This is a genomic window from Halocatena salina (genome assembly GCF_023115355.1).
Taxonomy (GTDB): Archaea; Halobacteriota; Halobacteria; order Halobacteriales; family Haloarculaceae; genus Halocatena; species Halocatena salina.
Map to the genome: position 1 here is coordinate 307,297 of NZ_CP096021.1, position 24,851 is coordinate 332,147.

General features: G+C 54.3%; 22 protein-coding genes and 2 pseudogenes. 8 read left to right on the top strand and 16 right to left on the bottom strand.

Going from position 1 to position 24,851, the window contains the following annotated elements; all coding sequences use genetic code 11:
• Positions 1 to 54: 54 nt before the first annotated feature.
• Positions 55 to 1,038, top strand: coding sequence for a DUF7972 family membrane protein (locus MW046_RS16625; protein WP_497007307.1), 984 nt, complete (start codon positions 55 to 57; stop codon positions 1,036 to 1,038).
• Between the two features lie 841 nt (positions 1,039 to 1,879).
• Here the strand turns inward: MW046_RS16625 and MW046_RS16635 are convergent.
• The 6 genes from MW046_RS16635 to MW046_RS16660 form a co-directional block, all read right to left on the bottom strand.
• Positions 1,880 to 2,371, bottom strand: coding sequence for a hypothetical protein (locus MW046_RS16635; protein WP_247995318.1), 492 nt, complete (start codon positions 2,369 to 2,371; stop codon positions 1,880 to 1,882).
• A 557-nt stretch (positions 2,372 to 2,928) separates the two neighbouring features.
• The gene (locus MW046_RS16640; RefSeq protein ID WP_247995319.1) at positions 2,929 to 3,843 is read right to left on the bottom strand and encodes a DUF726 domain-containing protein; all 915 of its coding nucleotides are present in this window, start codon (positions 3,841 to 3,843) and stop codon (positions 2,929 to 2,931) included.
• Positions 3,844 to 4,267: 424 nt separating this feature from the next.
• A complete protein-coding gene (locus tag MW046_RS16645; protein WP_247995320.1) occupies positions 4,268 to 7,882 on the bottom strand; it encodes a tetratricopeptide repeat protein in 3,615 nt (1,204 codons plus the stop codon).
• A gap of 518 nt (positions 7,883 to 8,400) precedes the next feature.
• On the bottom strand, positions 8,401 to 8,538 hold the full coding sequence (locus MW046_RS16650) for a hypothetical protein (protein ID WP_247995321.1): 138 nt from the start codon (positions 8,536 to 8,538) through the stop codon (positions 8,401 to 8,403).
• A gap of 283 nt (positions 8,539 to 8,821) precedes the next feature.
• Complete coding sequence (locus MW046_RS16655) at positions 8,822 to 9,103, bottom strand: hypothetical protein (protein ID WP_438268214.1); 282 nt, start codon at positions 9,101 to 9,103, stop codon at positions 8,822 to 8,824.
• A gap of 69 nt (positions 9,104 to 9,172) precedes the next feature.
• Positions 9,173 to 9,376, bottom strand: a complete 204-nt coding sequence (locus tag MW046_RS16660; protein WP_247995322.1) for a P-loop NTPase family protein — start codon at positions 9,374 to 9,376, stop codon at positions 9,173 to 9,175.
• A 153-nt stretch (positions 9,377 to 9,529) separates the two neighbouring features.
• Between MW046_RS16660 and MW046_RS16665 the strand changes: the two genes are divergently transcribed.
• The gene (locus MW046_RS16665) at positions 9,530 to 9,769 is read left to right on the top strand and encodes a hypothetical protein (RefSeq protein WP_247995323.1); all 240 of its coding nucleotides are present in this window, start codon (positions 9,530 to 9,532) and stop codon (positions 9,767 to 9,769) included.
• A 165-nt stretch (positions 9,770 to 9,934) separates the two neighbouring features.
• Here MW046_RS16665 and MW046_RS16670 read toward each other — a convergent pair whose 3' ends face one another.
• From MW046_RS16670 to MW046_RS16705, 8 genes and pseudogenes are all read right to left on the bottom strand, one after another.
• On the bottom strand, positions 9,935 to 10,396 hold the full coding sequence (locus MW046_RS16670) for a PTS fructose transporter subunit IIB (RefSeq protein ID WP_247995324.1): 462 nt from the start codon (positions 10,394 to 10,396) through the stop codon (positions 9,935 to 9,937).
• On the bottom strand, positions 10,393 to 12,093 hold the full coding sequence (gene ptsP, locus MW046_RS16675) for a phosphoenolpyruvate--protein phosphotransferase (protein WP_247995325.1): 1,701 nt from the start codon (positions 12,091 to 12,093) through the stop codon (positions 10,393 to 10,395). Before ptsP ends, MW046_RS16670 begins: the two co-directional genes overlap by 4 nt.
• Before the next feature lie 3 nt (positions 12,094 to 12,096).
• Positions 12,097 to 12,387: an HPr family phosphocarrier protein gene (locus MW046_RS16680; protein ID WP_247995326.1), complete on the bottom strand. Its 291-nt coding sequence runs from the start codon at positions 12,385 to 12,387 to the stop codon at positions 12,097 to 12,099.
• Positions 12,384 to 12,860 (bottom strand): PTS sugar transporter subunit IIA, encoded by a 477-nt coding sequence (locus tag MW046_RS16685; protein WP_247995327.1) that lies wholly within the window; start codon positions 12,858 to 12,860, stop codon positions 12,384 to 12,386. The genes MW046_RS16680 and MW046_RS16685 overlap by 4 nt, the downstream gene beginning before the upstream one ends.
• A 42-nt stretch (positions 12,861 to 12,902) precedes the next feature.
• Complete coding sequence (locus MW046_RS16690) at positions 12,903 to 14,078, bottom strand: PTS fructose transporter subunit IIC (RefSeq protein ID WP_247995328.1); 1,176 nt, start codon at positions 14,076 to 14,078, stop codon at positions 12,903 to 12,905.
• Between the two features lie 195 nt (positions 14,079 to 14,273).
• Positions 14,274 to 15,197 carry a 1-phosphofructokinase gene (gene pfkB / locus MW046_RS16695; RefSeq protein ID WP_247995329.1) on the bottom strand — a complete coding sequence of 308 codons (924 nt, stop codon included), beginning with the start codon at positions 15,195 to 15,197 and terminating at the stop codon, positions 14,274 to 14,276.
• On the bottom strand, positions 15,194 to 15,961 hold the full coding sequence (glpR, locus tag MW046_RS16700; protein WP_247995330.1) for an HTH-type transcriptional regulator GlpR: 768 nt from the start codon (positions 15,959 to 15,961) through the stop codon (positions 15,194 to 15,196). Before glpR ends, pfkB begins: the two co-directional genes overlap by 4 nt.
• A gap of 513 nt (positions 15,962 to 16,474) precedes the next feature.
• A pseudogene (locus MW046_RS16705) lies at positions 16,475 to 16,801 on the bottom strand (IS6 family transposase); the annotation flags it as partial.
• 171 nt (positions 16,802 to 16,972) lie between these two features.
• Between MW046_RS16705 and MW046_RS16710 the strand changes: the two are divergent.
• The 5 genes from MW046_RS16710 to MW046_RS16730 all read left to right on the top strand — a co-directional run bounded on the left by MW046_RS16710 (position 16,973) and on the right by MW046_RS16730 (position 23,175).
• The gene (locus tag MW046_RS16710) at positions 16,973 to 17,518 is read left to right on the top strand and encodes a ribbon-helix-helix protein, CopG family (RefSeq protein WP_247995331.1); all 546 of its coding nucleotides are present in this window, start codon (positions 16,973 to 16,975) and stop codon (positions 17,516 to 17,518) included.
• Positions 17,519 to 17,627: 109 nt separating this feature from the next.
• Positions 17,628 to 18,836 carry an Nramp family divalent metal transporter gene (locus tag MW046_RS16715; protein WP_247995332.1) on the top strand — a complete coding sequence of 403 codons (1,209 nt, stop codon included), beginning with the start codon at positions 17,628 to 17,630 and terminating at the stop codon, positions 18,834 to 18,836.
• Positions 18,837 to 20,837: a hydantoinase/oxoprolinase family protein gene (locus MW046_RS16720; protein WP_247995333.1), complete on the top strand. Its 2,001-nt coding sequence runs from the start codon at positions 18,837 to 18,839 to the stop codon at positions 20,835 to 20,837. It abuts the gene before it with no gap.
• 2 nt (positions 20,838 to 20,839) lie between these two features.
• A complete protein-coding gene (locus MW046_RS16725) occupies positions 20,840 to 22,489 on the top strand; it encodes a hydantoinase B/oxoprolinase family protein (protein WP_438268209.1) in 1,650 nt (549 codons plus the stop codon).
• A complete protein-coding gene (locus MW046_RS16730; protein WP_247995334.1) occupies positions 22,489 to 23,175 on the top strand; it encodes a maleate cis-trans isomerase family protein in 687 nt (228 codons plus the stop codon). The genes MW046_RS16725 and MW046_RS16730 overlap by 1 nt, the downstream gene beginning before the upstream one ends.
• Here the strand turns inward: MW046_RS16730 and MW046_RS16735 are convergent.
• Positions 23,170 to 23,755: pseudogene (locus MW046_RS16735) on the bottom strand (IS6 family transposase); the annotation flags it as partial. The gene MW046_RS16730 and the pseudogene MW046_RS16735 sit on opposite strands and share 6 nt — an antisense overlap.
• A gap of 167 nt (positions 23,756 to 23,922) precedes the next feature.
• Here MW046_RS16735 and MW046_RS16740 point away from each other — a divergent pair.
• Entirely contained in the window at positions 23,923 to 24,534 is a 612-nt protein-coding gene (locus tag MW046_RS16740) for a hypothetical protein (RefSeq protein WP_247995335.1), read from the top strand.
• 51 nt (positions 24,535 to 24,585) lie between these two features.
• Here the strand turns inward: MW046_RS16740 and MW046_RS16745 are convergent, their stop codons facing one another.
• Positions 24,586 to 24,822 carry a hypothetical protein gene (locus MW046_RS16745; protein ID WP_247995336.1) on the bottom strand — a complete coding sequence of 79 codons (237 nt, stop codon included), beginning with the start codon at positions 24,820 to 24,822 and terminating at the stop codon, positions 24,586 to 24,588.
• Positions 24,823 to 24,851: the final 29 nt, after the last annotated feature.

Genomic DNA, 24,851 nt, shown 5'->3' on the forward strand with positions numbered 1-24,851 from the left:
GAATGCAGATGCTAGGAAACATCCATAAATGACTGATAGCTGAATATGAGAACGATGGCCGATTCACGAGAGAGATTCGCGCAATGGGTATTGGTGACCGGAGATCGCCACGTAGTAGCTGGCTTGTTCGTATTGATTACATTCTCTTCACTTCTATTACTCACCCATATGGGAATAATTCGCCTTGAAGATCAGGAGGCTGTACGCGGGATCGCCAGTGGGTTCGTGCCGGGGTTGATCGCTTTCCTCTCTATCGTCTTAGCTATAAATCAGCTTGTACTCTCCCAAGAGTTCGGCTCTGCTGGGGAGATACGATCTCGAATTCAAGAAGTAAAGGGATATCGACGTGACGTCGAGCAGATAGCCAGTGCAAAGCCAAGTCCAGTGCTTCCAACCGGATTTCTTTCTCTAGTCGTGCGAATCATCAAAGTCAAAGCTGTAGCGCTCGAAGAGAGCGTCGGACCAGAAACGGATCCGGAGATTCGTGAAACGATCGAGACGTTCGCACGCTCCGTCATCGACGAAACCACTCAAGCGAACGAATCGATCGAACAAGCCCGTCCAGGTCGAATTAATGCGCTGCTTCCAGTCTTGGAGTATAACGATTCCCGCCAATTATTCGAAGCTCGCCAGCTCCAACATGATTCAGACAAGGCACTTCAAACTGAGACACAACAAGCGCTTTCCAGTTTGATCGAAGCACTCGAACTGTTTAGCGTTGCCCGCATACAATTCCGAACGACCTATACCCAGCGCGTGCTTGCCCGTCTGTCCCGCCAGCTCCTCTACGTTGGTCTCCCCGCGCTCGTCGCTGTGATAGTTCTTGGACTATTGGATACATCACTCCCCTCATATATTTCTGGAGAACTTAGCGTGATCATTATAGTCACACTCCTCTCGATCGCGGTTACACCGCTTGCTGTGCTAGCCGTATATTTACTTCGAGTAGCAATTATTTCGGAACGAACTATTGCAGCCGGTCCATTCGTCTCTCGACCAACCACTGTCCAGACCGACCGAAATTCGGACTTTGAATAATAATCTATTAATTTATTATTCAAGTATATTATTAATCTATTATTTTTAGATTAAATATAGATATATTTTCTGGTTTGACTCCTCTAATCATTCTTCGACTGGTGGTACAACAGTCAGTAACCGAGATTTATTTGTCCCGATTGGGTTTGAAACGGAGCATTATACCACTGAGTACCCATCGTTCGTCAGAAAATCCATTGATCGAGGTGACTCGCGAAAGCGTTGCCACTCACTCGGGACGAACCGAGTTGTACGTCAGGCACCCAGTCCTCTGGAATCAGCACTGACGACACTAATTCGACGCACTCACCAGCAGTCAGTATCGGGGCATAGTCCATATTGCCGTTGACGAGCTTTCAGCAGAAAATCCATCACACGCCAGATATCGTAGCGGAGGACGGCAAACAGGAAACAGCACCATCTCGATCGGCACGTGCTCTTTTGTCCGAAGAACGGGGCGGCGGACGACCCAGTGAATCCGATTCGGGGGATTGGCATCCCACGATGAGCCCTCGCGAACCGGTTCGATAACGAGCACCAACGGAATATTCCACTCGACGATCGAAGGCGTGCAAATTTGAACGCTCTTCGGTCTCCGTCTGGAGTTCCGCTCACCATCGGTACTACCTCAACATCGACGTAGTACGGCATCGTCGTGATATCGATCGCTACGGTGACTGGCAACGAAAGGTGGTTCGGATCGGATAACCGAGAGCAGTCGCGCCGTGTCGTCGTCGATGCCGTCGATCAGCGTCGCAGGCTCGAATTGTTTAACGGGGCGAAGGTGGATCGACGACGCGTCCAGCAAGGAGGTAAGAGAGAAACGACTCCTCGGTGGCGACTAGTCTGCGATACTACATTGGAGTGATATCTCTTCCCCATACTGGCCTAGTCGATGCGCATCGATCTCGGTAGCAACGCTCGCTGTCGTGCGGCAGTCATCCAACGTCGGGTATTGTACGAGGAGATTCCACGCGTATCCCCACGGGTCGGCATAGGCATCGTAGACACATGGTGGCTTGATATTGACCTGAGGACCGACAGGCGGGGCAATGTACTCAACACACCCGGATGCTATCGCTTCATTCACTGCTTTTGCTACCGCTGGATCGATCGATTCGTCCTTCTTCTCCGATGAGAACTGGGCCGTTGCAGTCTCCTCTGGGGTAGCTGATTCTGGAGTGGCGTCGCTTGCAGCTGCTGTACCTGTCAGTGCTCCTGCGCCAAAGGTGGCGACACTGGCAGTTCCAATGAGTTTCAAGATATTTCGCCGTGAAGTTCCGTCTATTTTTTCGTTCTGCTCGTTCGCTTGTGCCGGTTCGTTGGTCGTCATGAATTGACAAGTGAGATTATAATCAGATGAATAATAACCTCATCGGCGCGTCTGCAGACGATGGCTTGAATACTCATACATATAGCTTCCCATAACTCCACTTAGGATCGAGGAATGCCTCCTCTATATCGATTATTCCATAATGGCAGTAATAATGTGATTTCAGGTGCACGAAACTATCAATAAGACGTTTGATAAAGCTAGTCCGGCGTGATCACTCCGATCGGAACGTGATGGTACCCACAGCGAAACGAGATGTTACCTCACACTCGAACTTCACATTGGAAACGATAGGATTTCTGTATATCTATCAGAACGAAATATTCAGTACCTCACGAAGCATCCTCGGCTACCTGATGCTGATGTTTAAGTTCTGTGTCGAAGCGGTCGCACTGACGGTCTGGGGAGAAAACCATGAAGAATCGACCGAGAGCCATCGTTGTTGGCGGCGCTCAGTTGCCGATGCGACAGCATCTTCTTCGCTCAGCGTAACCCAATCGCTAATAGCGACTCATCAAACAGAAGAATAGACTTAGATCGTGTTAGCTGGCGACGCTTTATCCGTTGCCGACAACACGTGCTACATCATTTATTACACCATATTCGTAATCCATATATTGACAGTGCTGCTTCATGCCAGTCGGATAGCTAGTCATCTCTATGTTACCAGTGTGTGCTCTCAGTCCGATTGGTTGCGTCCTCTCCCAGGTTACGTAGTATTTTCTGAGAACGGGATCACTCTCACTGTACCAGTTGTGCGTCCAACCGCAGCCATGCTCCAGAGCGGTGTTGTACTCAAATGATACCTCTCCCACATCGACGGCACCGCCTAGAAAATGGATGGTGTCTATAGATTTTTGATACTTCTCGTGGAGTGTCTTAATACACTCTAACGCCACCCTAGCACCGAGAGAGTGACAGATAATGTTGATGTTTTTGCCGTCCTCGTCTGTCCAGCCGCGACCATTTATGAAGTCCCCAAGCCACCTCCCGGCCATGTAGGAGTTGTCCTTGGCACTCCCCCAATCAGTAAACCCGTTACCAGCGGGCCAGACAAAGGAGAAACAAGCATGGTGTGGGTACCCTTCGTCACGTATTTTTCTCCACACTTCGTGTCCAGTATCAACCGCACCCTGTCTCGTACCCAGGAATCCATGAATGTAAATAGACAGTCCGTTGTTAGCATTCGGTAAGTTGTGTTCGGATTGTTCCCATGGTGAAAGATAGCCAAACCAGCTGGGTGCACGGGGGGGGTTGTGATGACACTCTCCCCAATTCCCAGCAGCAGCTGTTCCACTAATCGTAGCTAGCCCGGTCATACCGACGGCTGCCGATGCCGTCCCCTTCAGTAGTGTGCGCCGACTCAGTGACTGGCCAGTCGAGGGAGACGGTTCCGCAATGGAATCACTGTTTGCCGATTCGTCTGAAAGTACTGTACTGTCGGTCACGTCAGCGGGGTCGTCCTGCATCATAGATCGACAACTGAGATCAGGATCAGATGGATAATTATATCATCGATACATTATCAATGAATATTTGAACACTCATACATATATTTTTTGGTTCATTTATGTTGGAATCGAGGTGTCTCCTAAATTCGCAACGAGAACACGGTGGAACTGCCGTTCAGTACTCTTCCGGGCCCGACGTGTACGAGAGACTCATGGAACGTATCCAGTTCCGAGGCGGGGGTGACTCACGACGAAGCAGCACTACCGAGGCGCTCGCCAGCAGATCTATTGCAACAGATTCGCTGACGCTTCGAGACGGATGTCGTGAGTGAAATGGTTCGTCGGGTAACACGAACGCGTCACCCTTGCCTGCTGTGACCTCAGCGAGCGCCGCAAACGATGTTCAGTCGAATTCGAGACATCCTAGAAAACGGCCAATCCGGTCTCAGTCGTCACAATCATCTGTGTCGTCGACCGCCCGATGCTCGCTGATCGACACGGATACATCGAATTCGGCCTCTTGAGCCAGGGTGACTGCCATTTCGTGGTGGGCGCGTATTGTCTCGGTCTCATTTTTGATCTCGGGGATCGCTGTGAGTCGTTCCACGCTCTCGATCGCATCGCGCACAGCACCCATCTCCCGGTATAACGCTATGGCAGTCTCGAAACGCTCACTGGCCCGTGCTACGTTTCCTTGCGCCCGGGCAGTCTCACCCAATTCGATCAGCGTCTTCGCCTCCCCGTAAGGGTGACCATCACGGCAAAGAGACAACGCCTCTGTGAGGTGGGTTGTAGCAGCAGCAAAATCACCGCGTTTGCGCATGATGACACCGAAAAAAAGACGTCCCATTGCCCTGTACTGAATGTTCTCTGTTTCGCTCCAGATGTCCAAACTTCGTTGAATGTGCTCCTCTGCACAGTCTAGGTTGCCATGCTCAAGCGTAATTATCCCGAGATTGAGTAGACCAAGCGCTTTCAAATCGGAGACGCCGGCATCCTGAGCGGCGTCAAGGCCTCGTTTGCAATGTCTCTCGGCGCGGTCGAGGTTGCCACGCCATCGTTCAATGACCGCAAGGCTGTAAAACGCACGTCCCATCCGGAAATGTCCACCGAGGTCGCGACCGATCTCGATACTTTGTTCGAGATACTTCTCTGCGCGGTCGAAATCACCGCGTCGCGAAACAGCTACCCCAAGGTTGTTGAGCGGACAGATCTGATGTTTCCGTGATGCACCGATCTCACGACGGATCGTGAGGCTCCGTTCAAAATATTCCGCTGCGTGCTCAAGATCTCTCTGTGCATACACGACAATGCCGAGATTATTGTGGCAGGTTGCTTCACCCAACCGGTCACCGATTTCACGATAACTGTTGAGCGCACGTCTGTAGAGATCTTCTGCCGCAGCGATTCGACCACGTCGCAAGGCGACTGATCCAAGATGCTTGTGACATAGTGCTTTTACTTTTCTTCCTCGATCAGTATGGCTTATACCGGCGTCATCGACGAGACCGACAGCACGGTTAAGCTCATGCTCAGCCCAATCACGATTTCCTGCTTGGAAATACATGCGACCGCGCAACGCCGCACAGCGTGGTTCCATTTCCGAAGAGCAGGCGGCTGGTAATTCAACAGACGAATGTTCAGTCGTTCCGAACAGTGGAGCAAGCTTCGGACAATTCAATCCGAGGTGAAAGAGTCGCTCGATAGTCGTGTCGGTCCACTCGGTCGGTGCCTCCTCAATCTGATTGATGACGGATTCACCTCTTTCGCCTCCCATTATACATCGTTCACGACGCGCGTCGTCATCGGCCAACGCGAGGAGAGCAGTGATACACCGCCCGACTCGATGACTCGCTGCGTACTCCCCGGCAGTGTCAAGCAGATGGGCGAGAAACAGTTCCGACCACGCCTCATGAACTACCCGGTAGGAATCATCGGTTGCACCCGCCTCTCTTACGAAGATGGACCGGTCTTCAAGTGCCGTCAGCGCGTCATGAACAGCCATGACCTCATCGTCGGTCTCAGCCAGTGCATATACGAGGGCGGGCTGGAGACGGAGATCTGCTGCGTTGAGGAGGTTCACGAGCACGCCAACGTCGAGTACCATATCGCCGTCAGCGCGGAGATATTTGTAAGTTCGTTGAACATCTTCTATGAGTGATGTCGGCGTTTGCGAAGTATCGCCTACGAGCGGGTCGGAATGGAGCGTCAATCGATGCAACACGAGGAGAAGTTCGGCGGGCTGATTCGCTTGATTCTCATATATGAGCCCTTCATTATATTCGTCCTCACTCCCACGGATCAGGTGGGTAGCTGAGATATCAACTCTATGGTCGGTTGTTTCTTGAAAGCGATCAACGAGCCGCTCACACTCTCGTTCGTTGAACGTGGGCATCGTCACCGTTTCGATGGTTTCGGTTCGGTAGGCGTCTAGGCGCGCGTCAGCGGGAAACATCGATGGATCGTTCCACTCGCTTGTGCGGGCATCAACCAGAAAGGATACGCTCTCGTTCTCTTGGAACGCCTTCATCACCCGGAAGATCGTGTTCGCCTCTGCACGCACAGCATCCTCGACGACGACAAGCACGTGACCCTCAGAGACCGCCGCACGAAGTTGTGCACTGAGGATTTCCGGTGAATCGAACGTCATCCCAATGCCGCTTTTCCGGTAGAATACAGTTCCCTCTCCCTGTTCATACCACCGGCATGCGACCGATCGACACACTGTACTTTTTCCGGATCCCGGTAGCCCGATCAGCGCGTGATCAGACCCTCCCTCAAGGCGAGCAACGAGGTCATCGGTGAGTGACTGTCGAGCACCGTTATGCTCTCTCTCTCGGTCGATGGCGTACCCGGCGTGGACGTCAACGAGATCGAACCCGGTGCGCCAGCCGGTCATTGGTGGGGATGGCGCACGCTGAGCGAAGTACTCAGGTGTTAGTTGGATAAACCCCTCACTCTCGAGCGCAATCCGTTCGGTGTCATTGATCGATACGCCTCCCGTCACCATTTCTCTCTTTGCTGGTAGGAGTGCGCGTAACTCATCGGTTACGTCGGCTGCGCCATCACAGATGTATGCATACTTTTCCTCGGCCCATTGGACGGCGTCGGTTGATTCGTTGTGGATAGTTCCATGAATAGTATGATTTTCACCGTACACGATAACCGAGACAGACGTGGTTGTATCAGTCTCGGCGATCATCACTCCGAACGGCAGTAGATCGGGCACTGTGTCTGTAGCAAAGGCAGTGCAATGATTGACAGCAGCCATCGCCCCGAGTGATCCCGGAAATTCTTCGGAGAGCGTCTCTAAGAGGGGTGAGCTGATGAGCAGTTCGAGAGTCATCCCTTCGTGGATCACCTGTTGCTGGCAACAATCCAGAAGCTGTGGTGTGGCAAGAACGGGCAGATAGATGTGCACGCGTTGGGCCGATACGATCCGATCACGCACGCCTGCAGGAAGGTGATACGGAGGGGCGTCTGCAGCATATTCTACAGCAGCGTCAGCGAGCAGAGAGGATGGAATCGGGCAGTCGTAAGGAAGTTCCGAAAGCACCTCGCGCGCAGCGAGGATATCCGAAATCGATTCGACAGTAATACGGTACTGCTTGACAGCCTGTTTTCCCGCCGCTGTCGTTACATATCCCTCTTTCGTCCACGCGATCAATTCGGCCATCTCCAGCTCGCGTAGCGCACGGTCCACCGTTGATCGAGAGACAGTTAGGTCGGCGACCAAATCGCGCTTGTCGTGAGGTGTCTGAGCGCGTTCGAGAACATCGAGCCGGGCGGCAACCAACTGCATTACTTCTTGGCGCTCCACCTCTGTCGGCCACAGCGCGGTGTCTCCTTCGGAGATTCCGATTTTGGCGATACACTGCATAAATGATTCATACCTCTTCCATACGAGGACTACAAACAACGTCGGGACAACACCGTCTGCTGTCGGCTTGAGCAAGCCCATCTCGCAGAGGTTTCGCGTCACTTCATCGACCGTCGATCGGGCGAGTCCAAGATCGTGGCTGAGTGTTTGCTTTGATGGCGGCTCATCACTCTTCACCACAGCACTGATAAATTCGCTACGCTGAGAAACGGTGGTTATCAGGTCCGATGCCGGTATGCTCGGTGCCACTACTTCTCCCCTCTGATACCCCGAGAGACCACAGCATGGTGGATATCTTTACGCCGGTCACCAGATGCTGGAGTGATAGTCAAAGTGACGGCAGCAGTTTGAATGGCTCGTCTATCGTCCTTAGTTTCCCCTAGGGAGACTCGCGGTCGGTTTCGTTTTTCACACCCTCTGGCAGTATTATCAGTAATATATCGTATTGGGTACTCGTTCATCTCGGCTATAGATGAGATATCCTTGCCGTGCACTATCTTCTTGTGGAGGGACACGAGATCGGTAGCCTTCTGTGCCGGATTTCGATTAGTGTGAGAATACTCTGTAGCCACAACTGATCTAAATATTGTCTTCCTATTTTATATTCCTAACGTACTAGAAATTCCCGACGTGATCTATCATGCATAATCTCACCCTGAGATTTAGATGGCCAGTATCAGTGCCATAAAGCTGGGGAGCTAGAACGTCTGCTCGCTGACCGTTGCATTGGCTGCATGGAGATCGACTGTGAGTTGCCCGTATTCGTCGATGTGGACCGTTATCTCGATTTCCTGTTCCCCCGCGCTCACACCCCACTGCGTCGGCCCGAGTGTCATCAAGGTGATCGATCGCGACGGCGGTCAAGCAGCAACGCTTGGGAAGCCTCTTCAGGCGTTCATCTCCGACGACATGACAAGATACTGATAACAGATTCCATATCGATCACTTTCGTCGAATCAGCTTCCGTCCTTTCTTGATGATTCGTCGCTTGACGCTCGATGGTAGCCGGTTCCACAGTCGACGAGCCGTTTTGAATTTACTCATTGTGGTGGTGTCTGTCTTCCAGACACCTACTCTTTGGGCACGGTGACCGTTAGTGTGGTGGCCATCCTCTAACCTCTAACTACTCACCCAACCAGACTTCAATCCGACTTGGATTCGTCTGTCACCGTTCGATAACGAGCGGTGACACCGCAAACGTGCGAACGTTATCGTTCGTCGGTCGAGTTGGCCCTTCTCGACCAGACCTTTGTCGACCGTGTCGAGGTTCGGATACAGCCGACCAGCGTGGATCTCTGTCTCGTAGTAATCCTCAAACTCGTCTTTGATCGCCAGTGTCGTCTCACCTGCTAGCTCGTTGATGAGTGTCCTCACATCTGCCGTCCCCATGGGATCAAGCATTCCGGTTACGCTGTCGAAGATGATAACGTCTGGATCCATCGCAAGCATCGTAGCGATAGCGACCTGCTGTTATTGCCCACCGGATAATTCCCAGGTTCGCTTGTCCACCTGCTCGGTGAGATTTACCGTATCTAACAGTTCACGAGCACGGTCTTCGCTCTCCTCTCTCGAAACGCCGCAGTTGAGGAGCGGGGACATCACTTCACTGAGTACCGTTGGCTGAGTGAGTTGTGCCGTGTAGTCGTCGAAGACCGTTCCGACACGGTACGCCATCGCTTCGTTGGATACCTCGCGTGGGTCGAGTCCACAAACGGTGAGTTCACCCGTCGAACTACCACCCGTAACCTAAGGAATGAAGCCAGCAAGAGCCATACACAACGAGGGGCTCCAGACTCCAACGGATCCAACGATTCCTAGGATCAGCCCGTGAGTGATCGTGTTACCGATGAGGCTCACGAATGCGGCCTCCATCGCTTCTCGTTCAAACGACTGTCCCAACCATACTGTTCAAGCGGACCGATGGCCCATCGAGCGGATCATAGCAATGCTGAATCCTACACCAACATCCTCAACAGTCTCACGTTCCTCACTGGCAAAGGCACCGACCGCGTCGAGTGGTACCGGATGTTCGCGCAATCGACGGTCAATTTCCAAGTCCGCATCTGATCGGAGTCGCCACTGAGGTTTTCTACGGTAATTTTCCCACGAGCCGTCTGCAACTCCTCACGAATCCCAGCAGTTGCTGCTGCGAGCGCGGGGATCGAACGCATAGTAGTCATCGAAACCACCATATATTTACTTCCTATTTGTATTTTGATTTGGATACCCCAATCACGAGAACAATCTTCGGAGACGAGCAAAGAGTCCCTTCGACGGATCCCCTCCGAGCTGTTCGGTCTCAGTATCACTCGATGGGCCTGCAGCAGTCTCTCTGCCGGTCTCCGAACCAGCTTCAGTCTCCCCAACCTCGGTCACACCCGCTTCGCCTGCTTCGGCTTGTTCAACTGCTTGCTTGATCAGTCCTTCAGCGTCGTTAACCGCGTCCTTGACCGTTCCCTCAACGAGCGGCGTTTCGCTGAAGCGATCACGGTCGACTGCGGTGTCTGCGGCGACGATGGCCGCCTGTGCAGAGTCGATATCGTCCGTGACCAGTTCGTTTTCAGCGCCCATCGCACCTTGGACCTCGACTTTGATGTTGTGGCCGCGATCTTGAGCGGTCGTTTCGAGGTTCTCTGCTGCCATCTGGCTATGCGCGATACCGGTCGGGCATGACGTGACTGCTACGAGATTCATTGGTTGCAATTTCCGCTTTGGATTCGTTTGATAACCTGTTCTCTGGTTACTGCCTTAAGCGCATACGACGCGTGCTCGGCCGCCTCGGTAGCGTCGATCGTTTGGACAGCGGCTTTGACGTCTGGCACGGTAACTACACTCATACTGAGTTCGTCGAGTCCTAGCCCGACGAGGAGTTCAGTCAGTTGGGGGTTGCCAGCCATCTCTCCACACATGCCAATCCATGCGTCGTTTTTGTGAGCAGCTCCGACGGTTCGATCGATGGCTCGCAACATGGCAGGCCGGCGTGGATCTCGGAGATCCGCGACGTGCTCGTTCTCGCGTGCTGTGGCCATAATATACTGGGTCAGATCGTTTGTTCCGATACTGAGGAAGTCTACCTGTGCGGCGAGTTCTGGGGCAGTAAACACGGCCCCGGGTGTTTCAATCATAACGCCGAGTTCAGGCACCACATAGTCAACACCCTCCTCTTCAAGCGTGTCTGCAACTGCGCTAACTGTCTCAAGTGCGGTAGTAAGCTCTTCTGGCGTCGCGACGAGCGGAAACATGATTGACAGCTGACCGCTCCCGTCTGCAGCAGCTCGGAGCAGTGCCCGGAGTTGTGTCTCGAAGAGGTCGGTGTCCGGACCGAGCGATCGGCGGATTCCTCGCTCACCGAGGAAGGGGTTTTTCTCGTCAGGGCAGTCCAAGTAGGGAACCGGCTTGTCACCACCGATGTCGAGTGTCCGGACGACAACGCGGCCGTTCGGAAACACATCGAGCGCCTCGACGTACGTTTCATACTGTTCGTCCTCACTGGGTGCTGCCTCACGGTTGAGGAACAGAAACTCTGTCCGGTAGAGGCCGACGCCATCGGCTCCTTGAGATTTCGCGCGCTCAAGTTCGGCATGTTGGCCGACGTTTGCGGCGATTTCGATTTCGATCCCGTCAACGGTCGTTACTGGTTTTTCACGAACATCGACCTCGTTGGGGGTCTGTGTCGCCTCCCAACGCTCATCGCTCGGATCGACGACGAGTTCATCCTCCTCGCTATCGACGACGATCGTCGCATCCTCGGCGATTTCGTACAGTTCATCGCCGACGCCAACGACGGCCGGAAGCGCCAGCGATCGGGCGAAGATCGCCGCGTGCGATGTTCGCCCGCCGGTGACTGTGGCGAAACCGGCGACGCGGTCGGGATCGAGCTGAGCGGTGTCGCTCGGCGTGAGTCGCTCGGCGAGCACCACTGTCCCCTCTGGAAGGCTTCCGAGGTCGACCCGTTCGGTGCCGGTGAGATGTCGAACAAGACGGTCGCGAACGTCGCGAAGGTCGTCGGCTCGCTCGGCCATCCGTCCGTCCATCCCCTCGAACTGCTCAATCGGACCCGCAAACGCTCGCTGAACGGCGTGTTCGGCGGGCAGTTCGTCCTCGATCGCGCTTTCAACGCCGTCCTCGATCTGCGGATCCGATAGGAACTGTAGGTGTGCGTCGAAAACTTCAGCCTCCTGCTCGCCGACGTGTTCGATGGTCTGTGCGCGTTCAGCCTCCAGTTCTGTCCGTGCAGTTTCACACGCGTCTGCGAACCGTTCGCACTCGACGTCAAACTCGACGGCCACGTCGTCGGGGTCGGGCAGTTCGTCGTCTGAACTGTACCATACGACGGTCCCAACGCCGGAACGGGGCGTTACACCAGTTCCGGTAAATGTGCGTTCTGACATCGGTTAGATATCAGTGTCAGTGAGTTGGTCTCCTGAAGCGGTTAGGACGCGCTCAAGTGCGTCCAGCGTCGCTTGCTCGTCGGGCCCGTCCGCGATAAGACGGACATCTTCACCCGACTCAGCCCCAAGGCTTGTTACTGCGATCATGCTACCTGCGGCGGTTAGTTCGTCTGCGTCAGCGTGACCGATCTGCACATCCGACTCGTGGTCGTTAACAGCTTCGACGAACTTTGCGGCCGGTCGAGCGTGCAACCCCGATTCAGGAACGATCGTTACAGTGCGTTCGCTGCTCATGCTACCGCCTCCCTTAGAACGGCCTGCACCTCTTCAGAGGTCTCTGCGTGATAAAGCGCATCCCGAGTCTCATCGTGCATGAGTGCTCGTGAGAGAGAACTCAGAATGGAGAGATGGTCGTCGGCACCGGACTCTGGAACGAGAATCATGAAGATAAGCTGTGCTGGCTCGCCGTCCATCGATCCGAAGTCGATGCCTTCTTCTGAGCGAGTAAACGCCACTGACGGCTCGACAACGGCATCAGTCTGGGCGTGGGGGATCCCGATACCCATACCGACGCCGGTCGTCGTCTCCGATTCGCGCGCGAGCAACGCTTCGAGAGCTGCATTGCGGTCCGTGACGCGTCCTGCGTGGACAAGTAGGTCCAAGAGATACTCGATGCAGGCCCGCTTGTCTGTAGGTGCCGAATCGAGCGTGATGTGGTCAGTCGAGGCGAGCGTATCGATACGGTCTTTATTGAGTGTTTCTGTCATGGTGAATGTGGTGTAAATCGTGAATTGGTACGTGATTGGCCGTCAGTCGTCAGTTTGAGTTGCTGCCTGGGTGTTTGGGCCTGTTTCGGTTTCGATGTCGGCGACGGTTTTCTCAAAGTCCGGTTTGATAGCTGTCGCGACGACCGCAGTTATTATCGTTCCAAACGCGATGCAGCCGAGGAAGACGAACGCGTTGTTCGACAAGAGGAACACGAAGATTCCACCGTGCGGTGCGGGCATAGTGACGCCGAACCATAGCGCAGTCGCGGCCGCAGTTGCGCTGCCAATCATTGCGCTAGGGATCACACGCAGCGGATCAGCTGCAGCGTACGGAATTGCACCTTCAGTAATGAACGAAAGTCCCAGCGGCACTGCGGCCTTGGCGTTTTCGTACATTTCGACAGAATACTTCTGTGGCGCGATGAAGTTCGACAATGCGAGCCCAAGCGGTGGGGTCATGCCAGCGATCATCACCGCAGCCATCGGTCCATAGATTTGGTCTCCAACAAGTGCAACACCGAATACGTACGCGACTTTGTTGATCGGGCCGCCCATATCGGCGGCCATCATCGCTCCGAGAATCGAGCCGAGCAAGAGAGCGTTCGCACCTTTCATTCCTTCGAGGAACGTCGTCAGCGCATCATCAGCGATTGCAATCGGGACACCCAGCCCAACGATTACGACTGGCGCCAACAACGCTGTCGTGAACACTGGAATGATTAGGACCGGCATCATCGGGTCGATAACGGACGGGACCGGCCAACTTTTCATCCAGCGGGCAACGTAACCGGCGAGGAGACCGACAACTAATGCACCGAGGAACCCAGCGACGGCGCCGTCAGCCGAGAAACCGACGAGCAAGCCAGCCGCCTCGATGATGTGTTCTTGCTGGATCGCCCACGAAAGAATAAATCCGGGCGCGAGACCGGGTCTGTCCGCAATCGCGTAAGCAATGTACGCCCCTAGAATGGGGATCATCATCGTTAGGCCGAGATTGCCGACCTCGGCTATGTACCATGCGAGAGTCCCCTCCGCCTCGAATACTGTCTCAGTAGTTGCCGCCGTGAACGGAAGTTCGGCGATCATGAACGCCACAGCCAGGAAAATTCCCCCGATTGTGACGAACGGAATCATGAAAGACACACCGGTCATCACATCCTCTTTGACCGAGGTGACGTGTGAATGTAGTGCGCTTTCTGCTTTGTCTACTGATGTCATGCTCTACTATTGTTCCCATCTATTGTTCAAAATAATCTTCGAACATGATTGATTCTGATTATATAGTGTGAAATAATAGTTAAAGTGTTCACTCACACCCCCATATTTCTCAGCGTGACCACGGTTCAGACGAGCTAGCGTGGGAGAGCCCCGGAATAAAAATCAGTATCGAAGTCAATCACAAACAGTCGCCAACTATCCAGATTTTGCTTCCTGTGTCGAAATGGGAACACGAACGGACATACTCGCTACATTATCGAGCGACGGAATCTCTGTGCCTGGAACTGAAACGACGCGCGAAGCGACTGCCATTCCAGCCTGAAGGGCCTCGCGATCCGACGCTCCACGGTTCAGCGCCGAAAGAATTCCCGCCAGTAGTGAATCACCAGCACCGACCGTATCGACAACCTCGGCATCGAGTGCTTCGGCGTGGAAACATTCATTTGGTGTCGACATGATCGCACCATCATCACCCAACGATGCAACGATCCGATCATACCCCATGTGACGAAGCTGTTCGACTGCAGTAGAACACTCCTTGAGAGAACGGACCGGCTGCCCTGTCGCCGCCGCGAGTTCCTCGCGGTTGGGCTTGCACAACGCGTAGGATGCGTCCAACTCTCTGAGACAATCTCCGCCAACGTCAACGACAGTTTCCCAGTTACCAGCTTGAGCGATCCGATCAATCGCATCCGGACCGAGACCCGGCGGGAGACTACCACCGACGACGACAGTCTCTGGATCGTTGTGCTTGACCGTATCGAGGAGATCATCGATATCGCATTCCGAAACCGTTGGTCCGTTGTGATTGATCTTAAACTCAGCGTCCTCGGTTAGAATCGTCGTATTGAGCCGCGTCTGCCCATCGATTTCGACGAAATCACCGTTGACCTGTCCGTCAGCCAAACTATTGCGAACGAACTCCCCGAGGAAATCGCCAACGACACCTGTAGCAACTGTCTCGGCACCTAATTCGACAAGATACTTCGAGACGTTGATTCCTTTACCACCGGGATCAACGCGCGCATCGTTCGCTCTTGAGATTCGATCAGGTGCAGGGAGGCTATCGACTTCCACCGTGTGATCGACCGCAGGATTGAGCGTTACTGTGAGAATCACTGCTCGACCTCCTGAATAACCTCTACATCAGCGGTTTCGAACGTTTCGTGCTGCTCACTCGATAGTTCCGTGTCAGTTATGAACGTATCTATATCATCTAATGAGGAAAATTTCACAAAACTCTGTTTTCCAAGTTTAGATCCATCGGAAACAAGGACGACACGGCCCGCGTTCTCGATCATGAGTGATTTCAATCGGGCTTCGCCCTCGTTCGGCGTCATCAACCCCTCAGATGGCCCAATTGCGTTCGTTCCTAAAAACAGCAAGTCGAAGTTCGTTCGCTCCATGAACCGCTCCGCGCTCGGCCCGGTGAGGGCACGAGTCTCGTGACGGAGTGATCCGCCCGTGAGTTTCACGTTATCAACTTGTTTGCCCAGCTCAATCGCTAACACCGGTGAGTTAGTCACCGCAAGGAATGACCTGTCATCAGGCGCGTTTTTAGCTACTTGCATCGTCGTCGAACCCGAGTCGAAAAACACGACTTGATTGTCAGTGATCTCTTCTGCTGCTCGCTCCGCAATTCGCATCTTGCCGTTGAGGTTCTGTACTTCCTTCTGACCATAGGTCTGTTCTTTCCCAACGGTCGTCACCGGAACCGCGCCACCATGAGAGCGCTCGATCAGTTGTCTGTCTTCGAGAGCACTGAGATCACGGCGAATCGTTGCCTTTGAACAGTCCATCTCCTCAGCGAGTTCGGCGACGGAGCATTCCCCTTGCTCGGAAACCAACTCAACGATTTCACGTTTTCTAACTGCTGGTAGCATGGAGAGTTACTTACCTCCTGTTAGTGTAGCGGCGTTCATATTTCCACCTGATCATGTTCGTTTTTGATTGATCTTCGTATAGGACCGTGAAAGCGTTCTCTCATCGAGGCGATGCTGGGATAGGAGCCGTCTAGATAACCTCCTGAATCGGTGTTCGTCCATCAAGCGCTTGATGTGGTCGTTGAAAATTGTAGTAATCACACTACAGTTCGATAACGGAGGGGGGTTGATACGATCACACAGAGTTTCGCGTCCGAGAGTGGGACAGACAATAGCAGATCTTTCGTCGGTAACGATCGAACGGAATCGAGACGTACTGTTGAAGCTATTTCAGCACAGATTTCCTCGACATCGCAGATGATAACTGAATCAAGCAGATGGGTCTGGAGGATTTTTCCTGTGGCCTGACAGACAGGTGGGAACTCTTTATGATCCATCTTCGACGAACGCCGGATTGCTGTGCTCTTTGATCTCGCAGCGAACCAAAAATAGCGATCCTGAACAACTCTCCCAAGTTCGTCCGTCCAACACCTGATTCGGTCGATCGTGGTTGTAGTGGTGTCTGAACCGGCGGAGCCAGCGGTGAGCAGTGGCCTGACTGTCCCGCTAGAACGGGTGAAAGCGGCTGATTCGCATCGAAACGGTCTGAAACCATTTTACGATGTGGTTTGTGTCGAAAGAGAACCGTCAGATATCCACTGGTATTGACGAGAGATTCCACCTCCGAAACGTCGTGTTTCTCGGGGAGATGAAGAAACGCCACAGCGGATCGCTTTGAGTTTCCGAAAGTGTATGTATCCAATTCCACACCGCTCCATGAGAGCGGTCGTCACCGAGCAATCAAGTACAGTACAGTGACGACTTCTCCAAGCGACAGCCCGAGAGGAACCACATCCCAGACGAGTATCGCGGTGTGCTCATTCCTGTGAGTGTCATGATCACCATTCACTAACACTCGTGGATGCTCGATGAGAACACTGGTTATAGGTAATTCCCGCCGTGATACGAACTATGCCTGGAGATCGAGTGACTGTCTCCCTCAACGAAGACGCGAAATCTGCGCTCGAACAACTAACCGATCAGACCGAAAAAAGTCGGAGTGAGATAATCCGCAGGGCGGTCTCATTTTATGCGGCGAATTTCGAATCAGCAAACGCGAACAACAGCGACGATTTACAGACGTACTATCAGATGTTAACCACGGGTGAACACGTCCTATTAGACATCGACTTACTCCATGCGTTCTTGAATCAAGTAGATGAACGTGAACAGCGAGATCCTGTGTTTCTCGAGACGGTCGACAGAGTCGCTCGGTATCATTCGCGGGAGTACGCTGAACGGTTCGATTCGTTGGATGAGGTTCTTGATTGGCTTTCTTTTTGCGGATTCCTAACAGTTCGAAACACAGAAGGCGACATTTACCACGTCGTGTTCCCCTCCGAATCCCTCCGTTGGTTCATGATGCGATTCATACAGGGTAGTGTTGAGGAGTTACCCTTCGAGCTTGAGATCAAAGAAAGCGTATCCAAGGTGTTGCTGATCGAATGTGAAGAGTGATCTATTGATGTGCGTTTTCATACCTCTGATGTGGTTGATGCACACATCTCTTAACAATCCTTTTCGTTAATGATGATTAGTATGGCAATGGGTATCAACGTAAATAACTATGAACATTATTCAACGACTCACAGCCATCGGCCCTGGTACGATGGTTGCAGCAGCGTTCATTGGCCCTGGAACGCTTACCACGGCTAGTGTAACGGGCGCGCAGTTTGGGTACGCTCTCCTCTGGACCATCGCGTTTTCGATCATTGCGACGATCGTTCTTCAGGAGATGAGCGCACGGTTGGGTCTCATCTCGGGGGAAGGTCTTGGTGAAGCCCTTCGTGAACGGTTCGATAATCCGATCGTCGAATTTGTGAGTATCTTCCTCGTGTTAGGTGCGATCGGTGTCGGTACAGCGGCCTACGAAGCCGGAAACCTCCTAGGAGGTGCTGCGGGTCTGGCAACCATCACTGGTGTGAGTTCCACTCTGTGGGGTGTCGTCATGGGGCTGGTGGCTGGTCTGTTGCTGTTCACTGGCCAATATAAGGTGATCGAGCGGGCGTTGGTGGGCCTCGTGGTTATTATGGCCATTTCGTTTGTGGCTTCAGCCATCCTGATCGGGCCGGACGTGGGGGCGATCTTCGCGGGATTCGTGCCTGAAATTCCGTCGGGGTCGCTGTATCTCATTACTGGTTTGATCGGCACGACGATCGTTGGTTACAATTTGTTCCTTCACGCGAGCAACGTTCAGGAGCGCTGGTCCGGTCCGGGGGATCTTCCCAAATCCCGTACTGATACGATTCTGTCCATCGTTGTGGGTGGATTCATCACGCTCACGATAATGATTACTGCCGCAGCTGCGTTCGAAACCGGCACGCAGATCAGGGATGTCGGACAAATGGCCGAACAGCTCAAACCCCTCGCCGGTCCCTACGCAGAGCTATTCTTTAGCATCGGCCTATTTGCGGCTGGATTTACGAGTGCGACCACCGCGCCGCTGGCAGGAGCGTGGGCGACGATGGGGGCACTTGGCTGGGACTCGGATATGAAAAGCGTCAAGTTCAGAGCGGTTTGGGGCGGTATCATCACGGTCGGTGTGGTGTCGGTTCTCCGTGGCGGGAGTCCGGTCGAGGTCATCGTCTTCGCTCAGGTCGTAAACGGAATTTTGCTTCCCATCGTTACCGTGTTCCTCATCTACGCGATGAACCAAGACGATCTCCTTGGACAGTATACGAACGGACCCGTCACAAACGCACTCGGTGCCGTCGTTACGGTCATAGTAGTGTGGCTCGGCGTTCGAGCCCTGCTCAGTGTAGTGGGGGTGATATAAATGTCCGATCGAATAGTTGGCGTTGACGTGGGCGGGACGTTTACCGACGTAGCGTTGTTGGTCGGGAGTGAACTCATCACGGCCAAGGTACCGAGCACTGAAGATCAAAGCGAAGGAGTGATAGCTGGCATCGAAAAGGCCTGTGAAGACGCCGGTATCACTCCCGACGAGCTTGAGGCGTTCTCGCATGCGATGACCGTTTCGGTCAACGCGCTCCTCGAAGAAGCGGGTGCAAAAACCGCACTCGTCACCACGGAAGGGTTTCGGGACGTGCTTGAGATCGGTCGCCAGGATCGTCCCTCGTTGTACGATCTGCAAGCGGATAAGCCGATGCCGCTTGTTCCTCGGCGTCGTCGGTACGAAGTGGCCGAGCGGACGACGACAGGGGGAATCGAACAGTCCGTAGACGAAGACGACGTTCGACGGGTGGCCAAAGAGATACACCAAGACGGTGTGGAGGCAGTCGCCGTATCGCTCCTCCATGCGTACGCCCACCCCGAGAACGAACAGCGAGTCGTGCAGACACTCCGAGAGGAACTCGATGTTCCCGTTTCTGCATCACACGAGGTCTTAGCGGAGTTCCGAGAATACGAGCGCACCTCGACGACTGTCGTCGACGCGTACGTCAGACCCTCGATCGATCGGTATATTGGCCATCTTTCCGAGAAGGCATCCGAGACTGGCGTTCCTCATCCCCGGATTATGCAGGCCAATGGGGGAATTACGGACGCGGAAACAGTTCGACAGCACGCCGTTCTAACTGTCCTCTCCGGTCCTGCCGCAGGGGTCGTCGGTGCAAGCGCGATGGCCGATGGGGCAGTCAACAAATCGAAGTCGGGGCTCGTCACGTTTGATATGGGCGGAACGTCGAGTGATGTCAGTCTCGTTCGGGATGGTGACGTCGAGCGAACGACAGAAGGTTCCATCAACGATCGACCGATCAAAACGCCACTAGTCGACATCGAAACCGTCGGTGCGGGCGGTGGGTCGATCGCGTGGATCGACTCTGGCGGCGCTCTCAGAATTGGTCCTCGTTCGGCGGGTGCCGAACCAGGGCCTGCCTGTTATGACCGGGGCGGTACTGAGCCGACAGTTACGGACGCCAATCTCGTCCTCGGATACATCGGATCTACCACCAGCCTCGGGGGAGAATTATCGCTCAACGAGCAGGCAGCCCATGATGCGTTAGCCGACCTTGCCGAGGAAGGGGGTATGGATGGACCAGTCGAAGCAGCTCAGGGTGTGTATCGCGTCGCCAACGCGAACATGAGCCGAGCGATTCGGTCCGTAACTGTCGAGCGTGGGTTCGACCCACGCAAATTCGGACTCGTTGCATTCGGCGGTGCTGGACCGATGCACGCGGTCTCGATCGCCGATACTCTCGATATGGACCGAGTGGTAATTCCCCGTGCTTCGGGGATTCTGTCAGCGTATGGGTTACTCGCTGCTGACGAAAAGCAGGATGCAGTCCGAACCTTCCGACGATCCCTCGATTCGATCGAACCTGACGACGTCGACACGGTTTATTCCGAATTGGAGGATGACGTCCTCACAGAGATCAGTGACAGGGCACGCGCCTCGATCGAATATTTTGCCGATCTCAGGTATGCTGGTCAGAGCTTCGAACTCACCGTTGCTGTCGGCGATTCATTCGATCCCCGAGACGCCAAACGCCGATTCGCGGAGGCCCACGAAGCCACCTATGGGTACCGAATGGACGAACCGATACACCTGATCAACTGTCGCGTTACGGCGACCGTTTCACGAGACGAGCCTGAAATCGAATACCAGGCTAGCGGCGATCCGCTAAAGGGGACTCGAGATGCGACCTTCGGGGACGGCGTGTACGAGACGCCAGTATTTCACCGTGAGAAGTTGTCTCCTGCTCGGACAATCGACGGACCTGCCGTGATCGAACAGGATGAAAGCACCATCGTCGTTCCACCTGCATGGGACATCCGAGTCCGTGACGATGGTTCGCTAGTGTCCGAGGTGAAATGAGAATGAACGACGAAGACACAGCCATGGAATCTGATACGGAAGACGAGACTCACACGCGTAGTACAGACGACATCGATCCCGTCACGCTCGAGATCCTTCGGAATCAGCTAGAGAGCGTCGCAGAGGAGATGGGCCACGTCCTCATTACAGGGGCGTACTCACCGAATATCAAAGAACGCCAAGACTGTTCAACCGCACTCTTCGACAGCGAGGGAAACATGGTAGCGCAAGCCGAGCATATCCCGGTCCATCTAGGAGCGATGCCCGACGCGGTTGATGTGGTGATGGACAAAGATCCGAGGCCGGGAGATGTCTTCATCGTCAACGATCCGTTCGAGGGCGGGACGCATCTCCCTGACATCACACTCGTTTCCACCATCGCGCCAGAGGATGAGGTCATCGGGTTCGCCGTTTCGCGGGCACACCATGCGGACGTCGGTGGGAGTACGCCGGGAAGCATGCCACCAGGAGCCAGAGAAGTTTATGAGGAGGGACTACGACTCCCGGCCGTTCGTCTCGTCGACGGCGGGGAGCCAAACGACGAGGTCCACGAGTTACTCTTGGCCAACGTCAGAACCCCGGACGAGCGACAGGCAGATCTTCGAGCCCAACGAGCTGCGAACGATCGTGCCGAAGAACGGATCGCGGAACTCCTCGACGAACACGGGTCATTGTTGCTAGACGCCTTCGATGCAGTCATCGCCTATTCGCGCGAGCGTATCGAATCCGAACTGGCGGAACTCCCGGATGGCGAGTATCGTGCGAGAGATATACTAGAAAGTGATGGGGTGACGAACAACAAAATTCCCATCGAGGCCACAGTTACTATCGAAGAGAGTTCCATAGCAGTCGATTTCTCCGGAACGGCCGAGCAGGTCCCTGGAAACCTCAATGCCCCTCTGTCCGTGGCAAAGAGCGCGGTGTACTTCGTTGTCCGCGCAGTAACTGATCCCGAGATCCCACCCAATCACGGTTGCTACGAACCAGTAACCGTCTCCGCGCCGGACGGCACCGTTCTCAACCCCTCCCCGCCTGCTGCTGTCGTCGGAGGGAACGTAGAGACCAGCCAACGGGTCACAGACGTCGTCCTGGAAGCACTCGCACACGCGATTCCGGATCGGGTTCCAGCTGGCGGTCAAGGTACAATGAATAACCTGATCATCGGTGATCGAACCGGCGAATTCACCTATTACGAAACGATCGGTGGGGGATTCGGCGCGAGACCTGACAAGGACGGTATGGATGGGGTTCAGGTAGGGATGACCAACACGCTCAATACACCGATCGAAGCGATGGAGATCGAATATCCGTTGCACCTAGAGAAGTATGCGCTCCGGAAATCGAGCGGTGGAGAGGGCCGTTATCGCGGTGGCTTAGGCCTAGAGAGGTCGGTAACCGTCGAGACGGATGCGACCGTATCGTTGCTTACCGAACGACGACGGACTGCACCCGCTGGTGTCGATGGGGGCAACGATGGGGCTACTGGGGAGAATCTCATCGATGGCGAGAGCGTTCCGTCGAAGGCTTCGATCGATGTAAGTGCCGGGACCACAGTGACGATACTCACGCCCGGCGGTGGTGGACACGGAAATCCGGACGAACGTGCTCAGGCGGCGAGAGAGCGAGACCGTCGTGATGGGAAGATGGAGTAATGGCACGGATTGGACTCGTGGTCCCCTCTTCGAACACTACTGCAGAACCCGAGTTCCGTGCAATGGTTCCGCCGGACAGCACCGTCCACGCCGCTCGAATGCCCCTCGAAGACGTTACTGCCGATCAGCTCAGTGAGATGGCAGATGGAGCGGAGAAAGCGGCTGAGCTACTGTCCCACGCAGACATCGACGGTGTGGCATACGCATGTACCACGGGCAGTCTCCTCCACGGGAGAGGCTTCGACGCCGAGTTGGAATCGCGGTTGTCAGAGTTAACGGGAACTCCCGCGGTGGCGACCGCCCTTTCGGTAACGCGAGCACTAACTGCGCTCAATGTGGAAACGTTAGCCGTCGTAACTCCCTACGCATCGGAACTCGATGAATTGGAACGGGCGTATCTCACCGAATCGGGATTCAGTGTGAGATCTATTGATGGGCGGGGACTCGTCGATAACACCGAAATAGGAAGCCTCACTGCTGTCGAGGCGGAACAGCAGGTTCGTTCGTCGCTCTCCGACGAATCCGACGTCGATGGGATTTTCATTTCTTGTACGAATTACCGATCACTTTCGGCATTGGCCACTCTCGAGGGGTATTTCGACATTCCGGTGGTCTCTAGTAATGCAGCAACGATGTGGGATCTCAGTAATCGATTGGGTGTCAGTCTGAAACACTGTCCAGTTTAGTACCTCCTCGACCGGCGTTTTTCCGTCGAGCGATTGGTGCGGTCTTCGCTGGTTGTAGTAGTGTACGAACTGTTCGAACCATTCGCGTGCGCTCAACCGATTGCCGACCCATGAGTTATGGAAGCGGTCGATGCGCATTGTGAGGGTGTGAAACCACGTTTCGATGAGGTTTTGGTCGGTGTAGTCCACCCGACCGTTCAATCTCAATCGAGCAAGGGCAGTCCGATAGCCGAATTGATCGACGAGAAACACAGCATCCGAAAGACCGTGTTTCTCGCGGAGGCCATGCAGAAACGCAGTCACCGATCGGTGCCATGCCATCCGAACAACTGGACGTCGAGAATCAACGTCGTATTGAGATCAATTGTAGCAGACAACCGAGACCGCTTACCGCTGATCGTGATAACAGTTTCGTCGTCGGCGATCCGCTTCGTCTGCGTCTCAGACGGGCCAACACTATCAGATAACCGATGTACTCACTGAAAGATCGCTTGATACGAGCGCTCCACGCCGAACAGCCGAAGAATCCTTTTGGCACCCTAAGCGAACAACCGGTCGAGTGGAGGCGGACGGCGAACGCTCCCAAGCTTCTTCTAAATCCACGTCACAGCACTCGATGAGCAGGTCCGCAATCATCCGAAATGACAGTTCAAGGATCTGTTCGTTTCTCAAACTGGCTTAACTAGACAATACCACTGGGGATTTCATTCCAAAGCTCTTATAGTACCAGTATAGCATGATGCTATCATGGTTGTCCTATCGAACGCAGACGCAACTGTCGTTGCTTCCCTCCGGCACGAGTTCGAGACGATGGGCGAATTCTATCCGGAGGGAGGAAACAGCGCCGTCACTGTGGACCCAGCTGCTGTCATTGAGCGGTCTGCAGACGAGGAGCGTCGTGACTCGATCTTCTACTCGCCGGTGATGGGACGGTTCATGGACTGGGGGTTCAGTCTCTCCTGTCGACTTCTCGATCCGTTTCCACAGGAGGCCGCCCACGTTGTGTCAGAGTTGACGCCGTATGCCACACTGGTCGTCGAGCGATTACTGCAGACGTGGGCCGAGGTGGACTTTGAAAGCTATCATCCTGACGATGACGTATGGGTGTCCGGGAGTGTGACGGATGCTGCTGCTGCCAAACGAGCCCGGGAGCAATACGCGGAATTGTATGGCGAACAACCGCCGGACAGCTATTATTTGAGCCTCATTGAAGCTGACGAAGAAGTCATGGATATCGATATGAAGGTGTATTCGGGGACGTATGATTCGGCGGACGCCTTCCGCCAACGATGTCGAGAGAGGGAGACAGCATTATATCATATCGACACCACTGACCCGGAACTGATACAGCTCTATTGAGTGGCTCATCACTGTTCATGGTGGAGTTTCCCTAAAGGCCACGCGAGTCGCTCACGCATGTACTGTCGGCAGCTGACGACGCCGTTCTGGGGGGAGATACTGTTGTAGCACTACCTCAGCACTCGCGTTGCCCTGTTTTGCAGCGATCTCACTCCCGTCGGCGAGGATCGTCTCCGGGGTGGCTGAGTAGGCATCATACCAGAAGCGTCGGGCCATCTGTGGGATCGGCTTTTGGCCGTCGATCTCCATTGGAAGGTCAGTGCTGTCAGCGAGTTCGTCGAACACCACCTACGCAGCATCCGCCGTTTCGTGGAGTC

Excerpts from the sequence above, each read along its gene's own strand:
- MW046_RS16625 (WP_497007307.1), top strand. The coding sequence starts at position 55 with ATGGCCGATTCACGAGAGAGATTCGCGCAATGGGTATTGGTGACCGGA.
- MW046_RS16635 (WP_247995318.1), bottom strand. The coding sequence starts at position 2,371 with ATGACGACCAACGAACCGGCACAAGCGAACGAGCAGAACGAAAAAATA.
- MW046_RS16640 (WP_247995319.1), bottom strand. The coding sequence starts at position 3,843 with ATGATGCAGGACGACCCCGCTGACGTGACCGACAGTACAGTACTTTCA.
- MW046_RS16650 (WP_247995321.1), bottom strand. The coding sequence starts at position 8,538 with ATGACACTCGGGCCGACGCAGTGGGGTGTGAGCGCGGGGGAACAGGAA.
- MW046_RS16655 (WP_438268214.1), bottom strand. The coding sequence starts at position 9,103 with ATGCTTGATCCCATGGGGACGGCAGATGTGAGGACACTCATCAACGAG.
- MW046_RS16660 (WP_247995322.1), bottom strand. The coding sequence starts at position 9,376 with ATGGCGTACCGTGTCGGAACGGTCTTCGACGACTACACGGCACAACTC.
- MW046_RS16670 (WP_247995324.1), bottom strand. The coding sequence starts at position 10,396 with ATGAATCTCGTAGCAGTCACGTCATGCCCGACCGGTATCGCGCATAGC.
- ptsP (WP_247995325.1), bottom strand. The coding sequence starts at position 12,093 with ATGTCAGAACGCACATTTACCGGAACTGGTGTAACGCCCCGTTCCGGC.
- MW046_RS16680 (WP_247995326.1), bottom strand. The coding sequence starts at position 12,387 with ATGAGCAGCGAACGCACTGTAACGATCGTTCCTGAATCGGGGTTGCAC.
- MW046_RS16685 (WP_247995327.1), bottom strand. The coding sequence starts at position 12,860 with ATGACAGAAACACTCAATAAAGACCGTATCGATACGCTCGCCTCGACT.
- MW046_RS16690 (WP_247995328.1), bottom strand. The coding sequence starts at position 14,078 with ATGACATCAGTAGACAAAGCAGAAAGCGCACTACATTCACACGTCACC.
- glpR (WP_247995330.1), bottom strand. The coding sequence starts at position 15,961 with ATGCTACCAGCAGTTAGAAAACGTGAAATCGTTGAGTTGGTTTCCGAG.
- MW046_RS16710 (WP_247995331.1), top strand. The coding sequence starts at position 16,973 with ATGCCTGGAGATCGAGTGACTGTCTCCCTCAACGAAGACGCGAAATCT.
- MW046_RS16715 (WP_247995332.1), top strand. The coding sequence starts at position 17,628 with ATGAACATTATTCAACGACTCACAGCCATCGGCCCTGGTACGATGGTT.
- MW046_RS16720 (WP_247995333.1), top strand. The coding sequence starts at position 18,837 with ATGTCCGATCGAATAGTTGGCGTTGACGTGGGCGGGACGTTTACCGAC.
- MW046_RS16725 (WP_438268209.1), top strand. The coding sequence starts at position 20,840 with ATGAACGACGAAGACACAGCCATGGAATCTGATACGGAAGACGAGACT.
- MW046_RS16730 (WP_247995334.1), top strand. The coding sequence starts at position 22,489 with ATGGCACGGATTGGACTCGTGGTCCCCTCTTCGAACACTACTGCAGAA.
- MW046_RS16740 (WP_247995335.1), top strand. The coding sequence starts at position 23,923 with ATGGTTGTCCTATCGAACGCAGACGCAACTGTCGTTGCTTCCCTCCGG.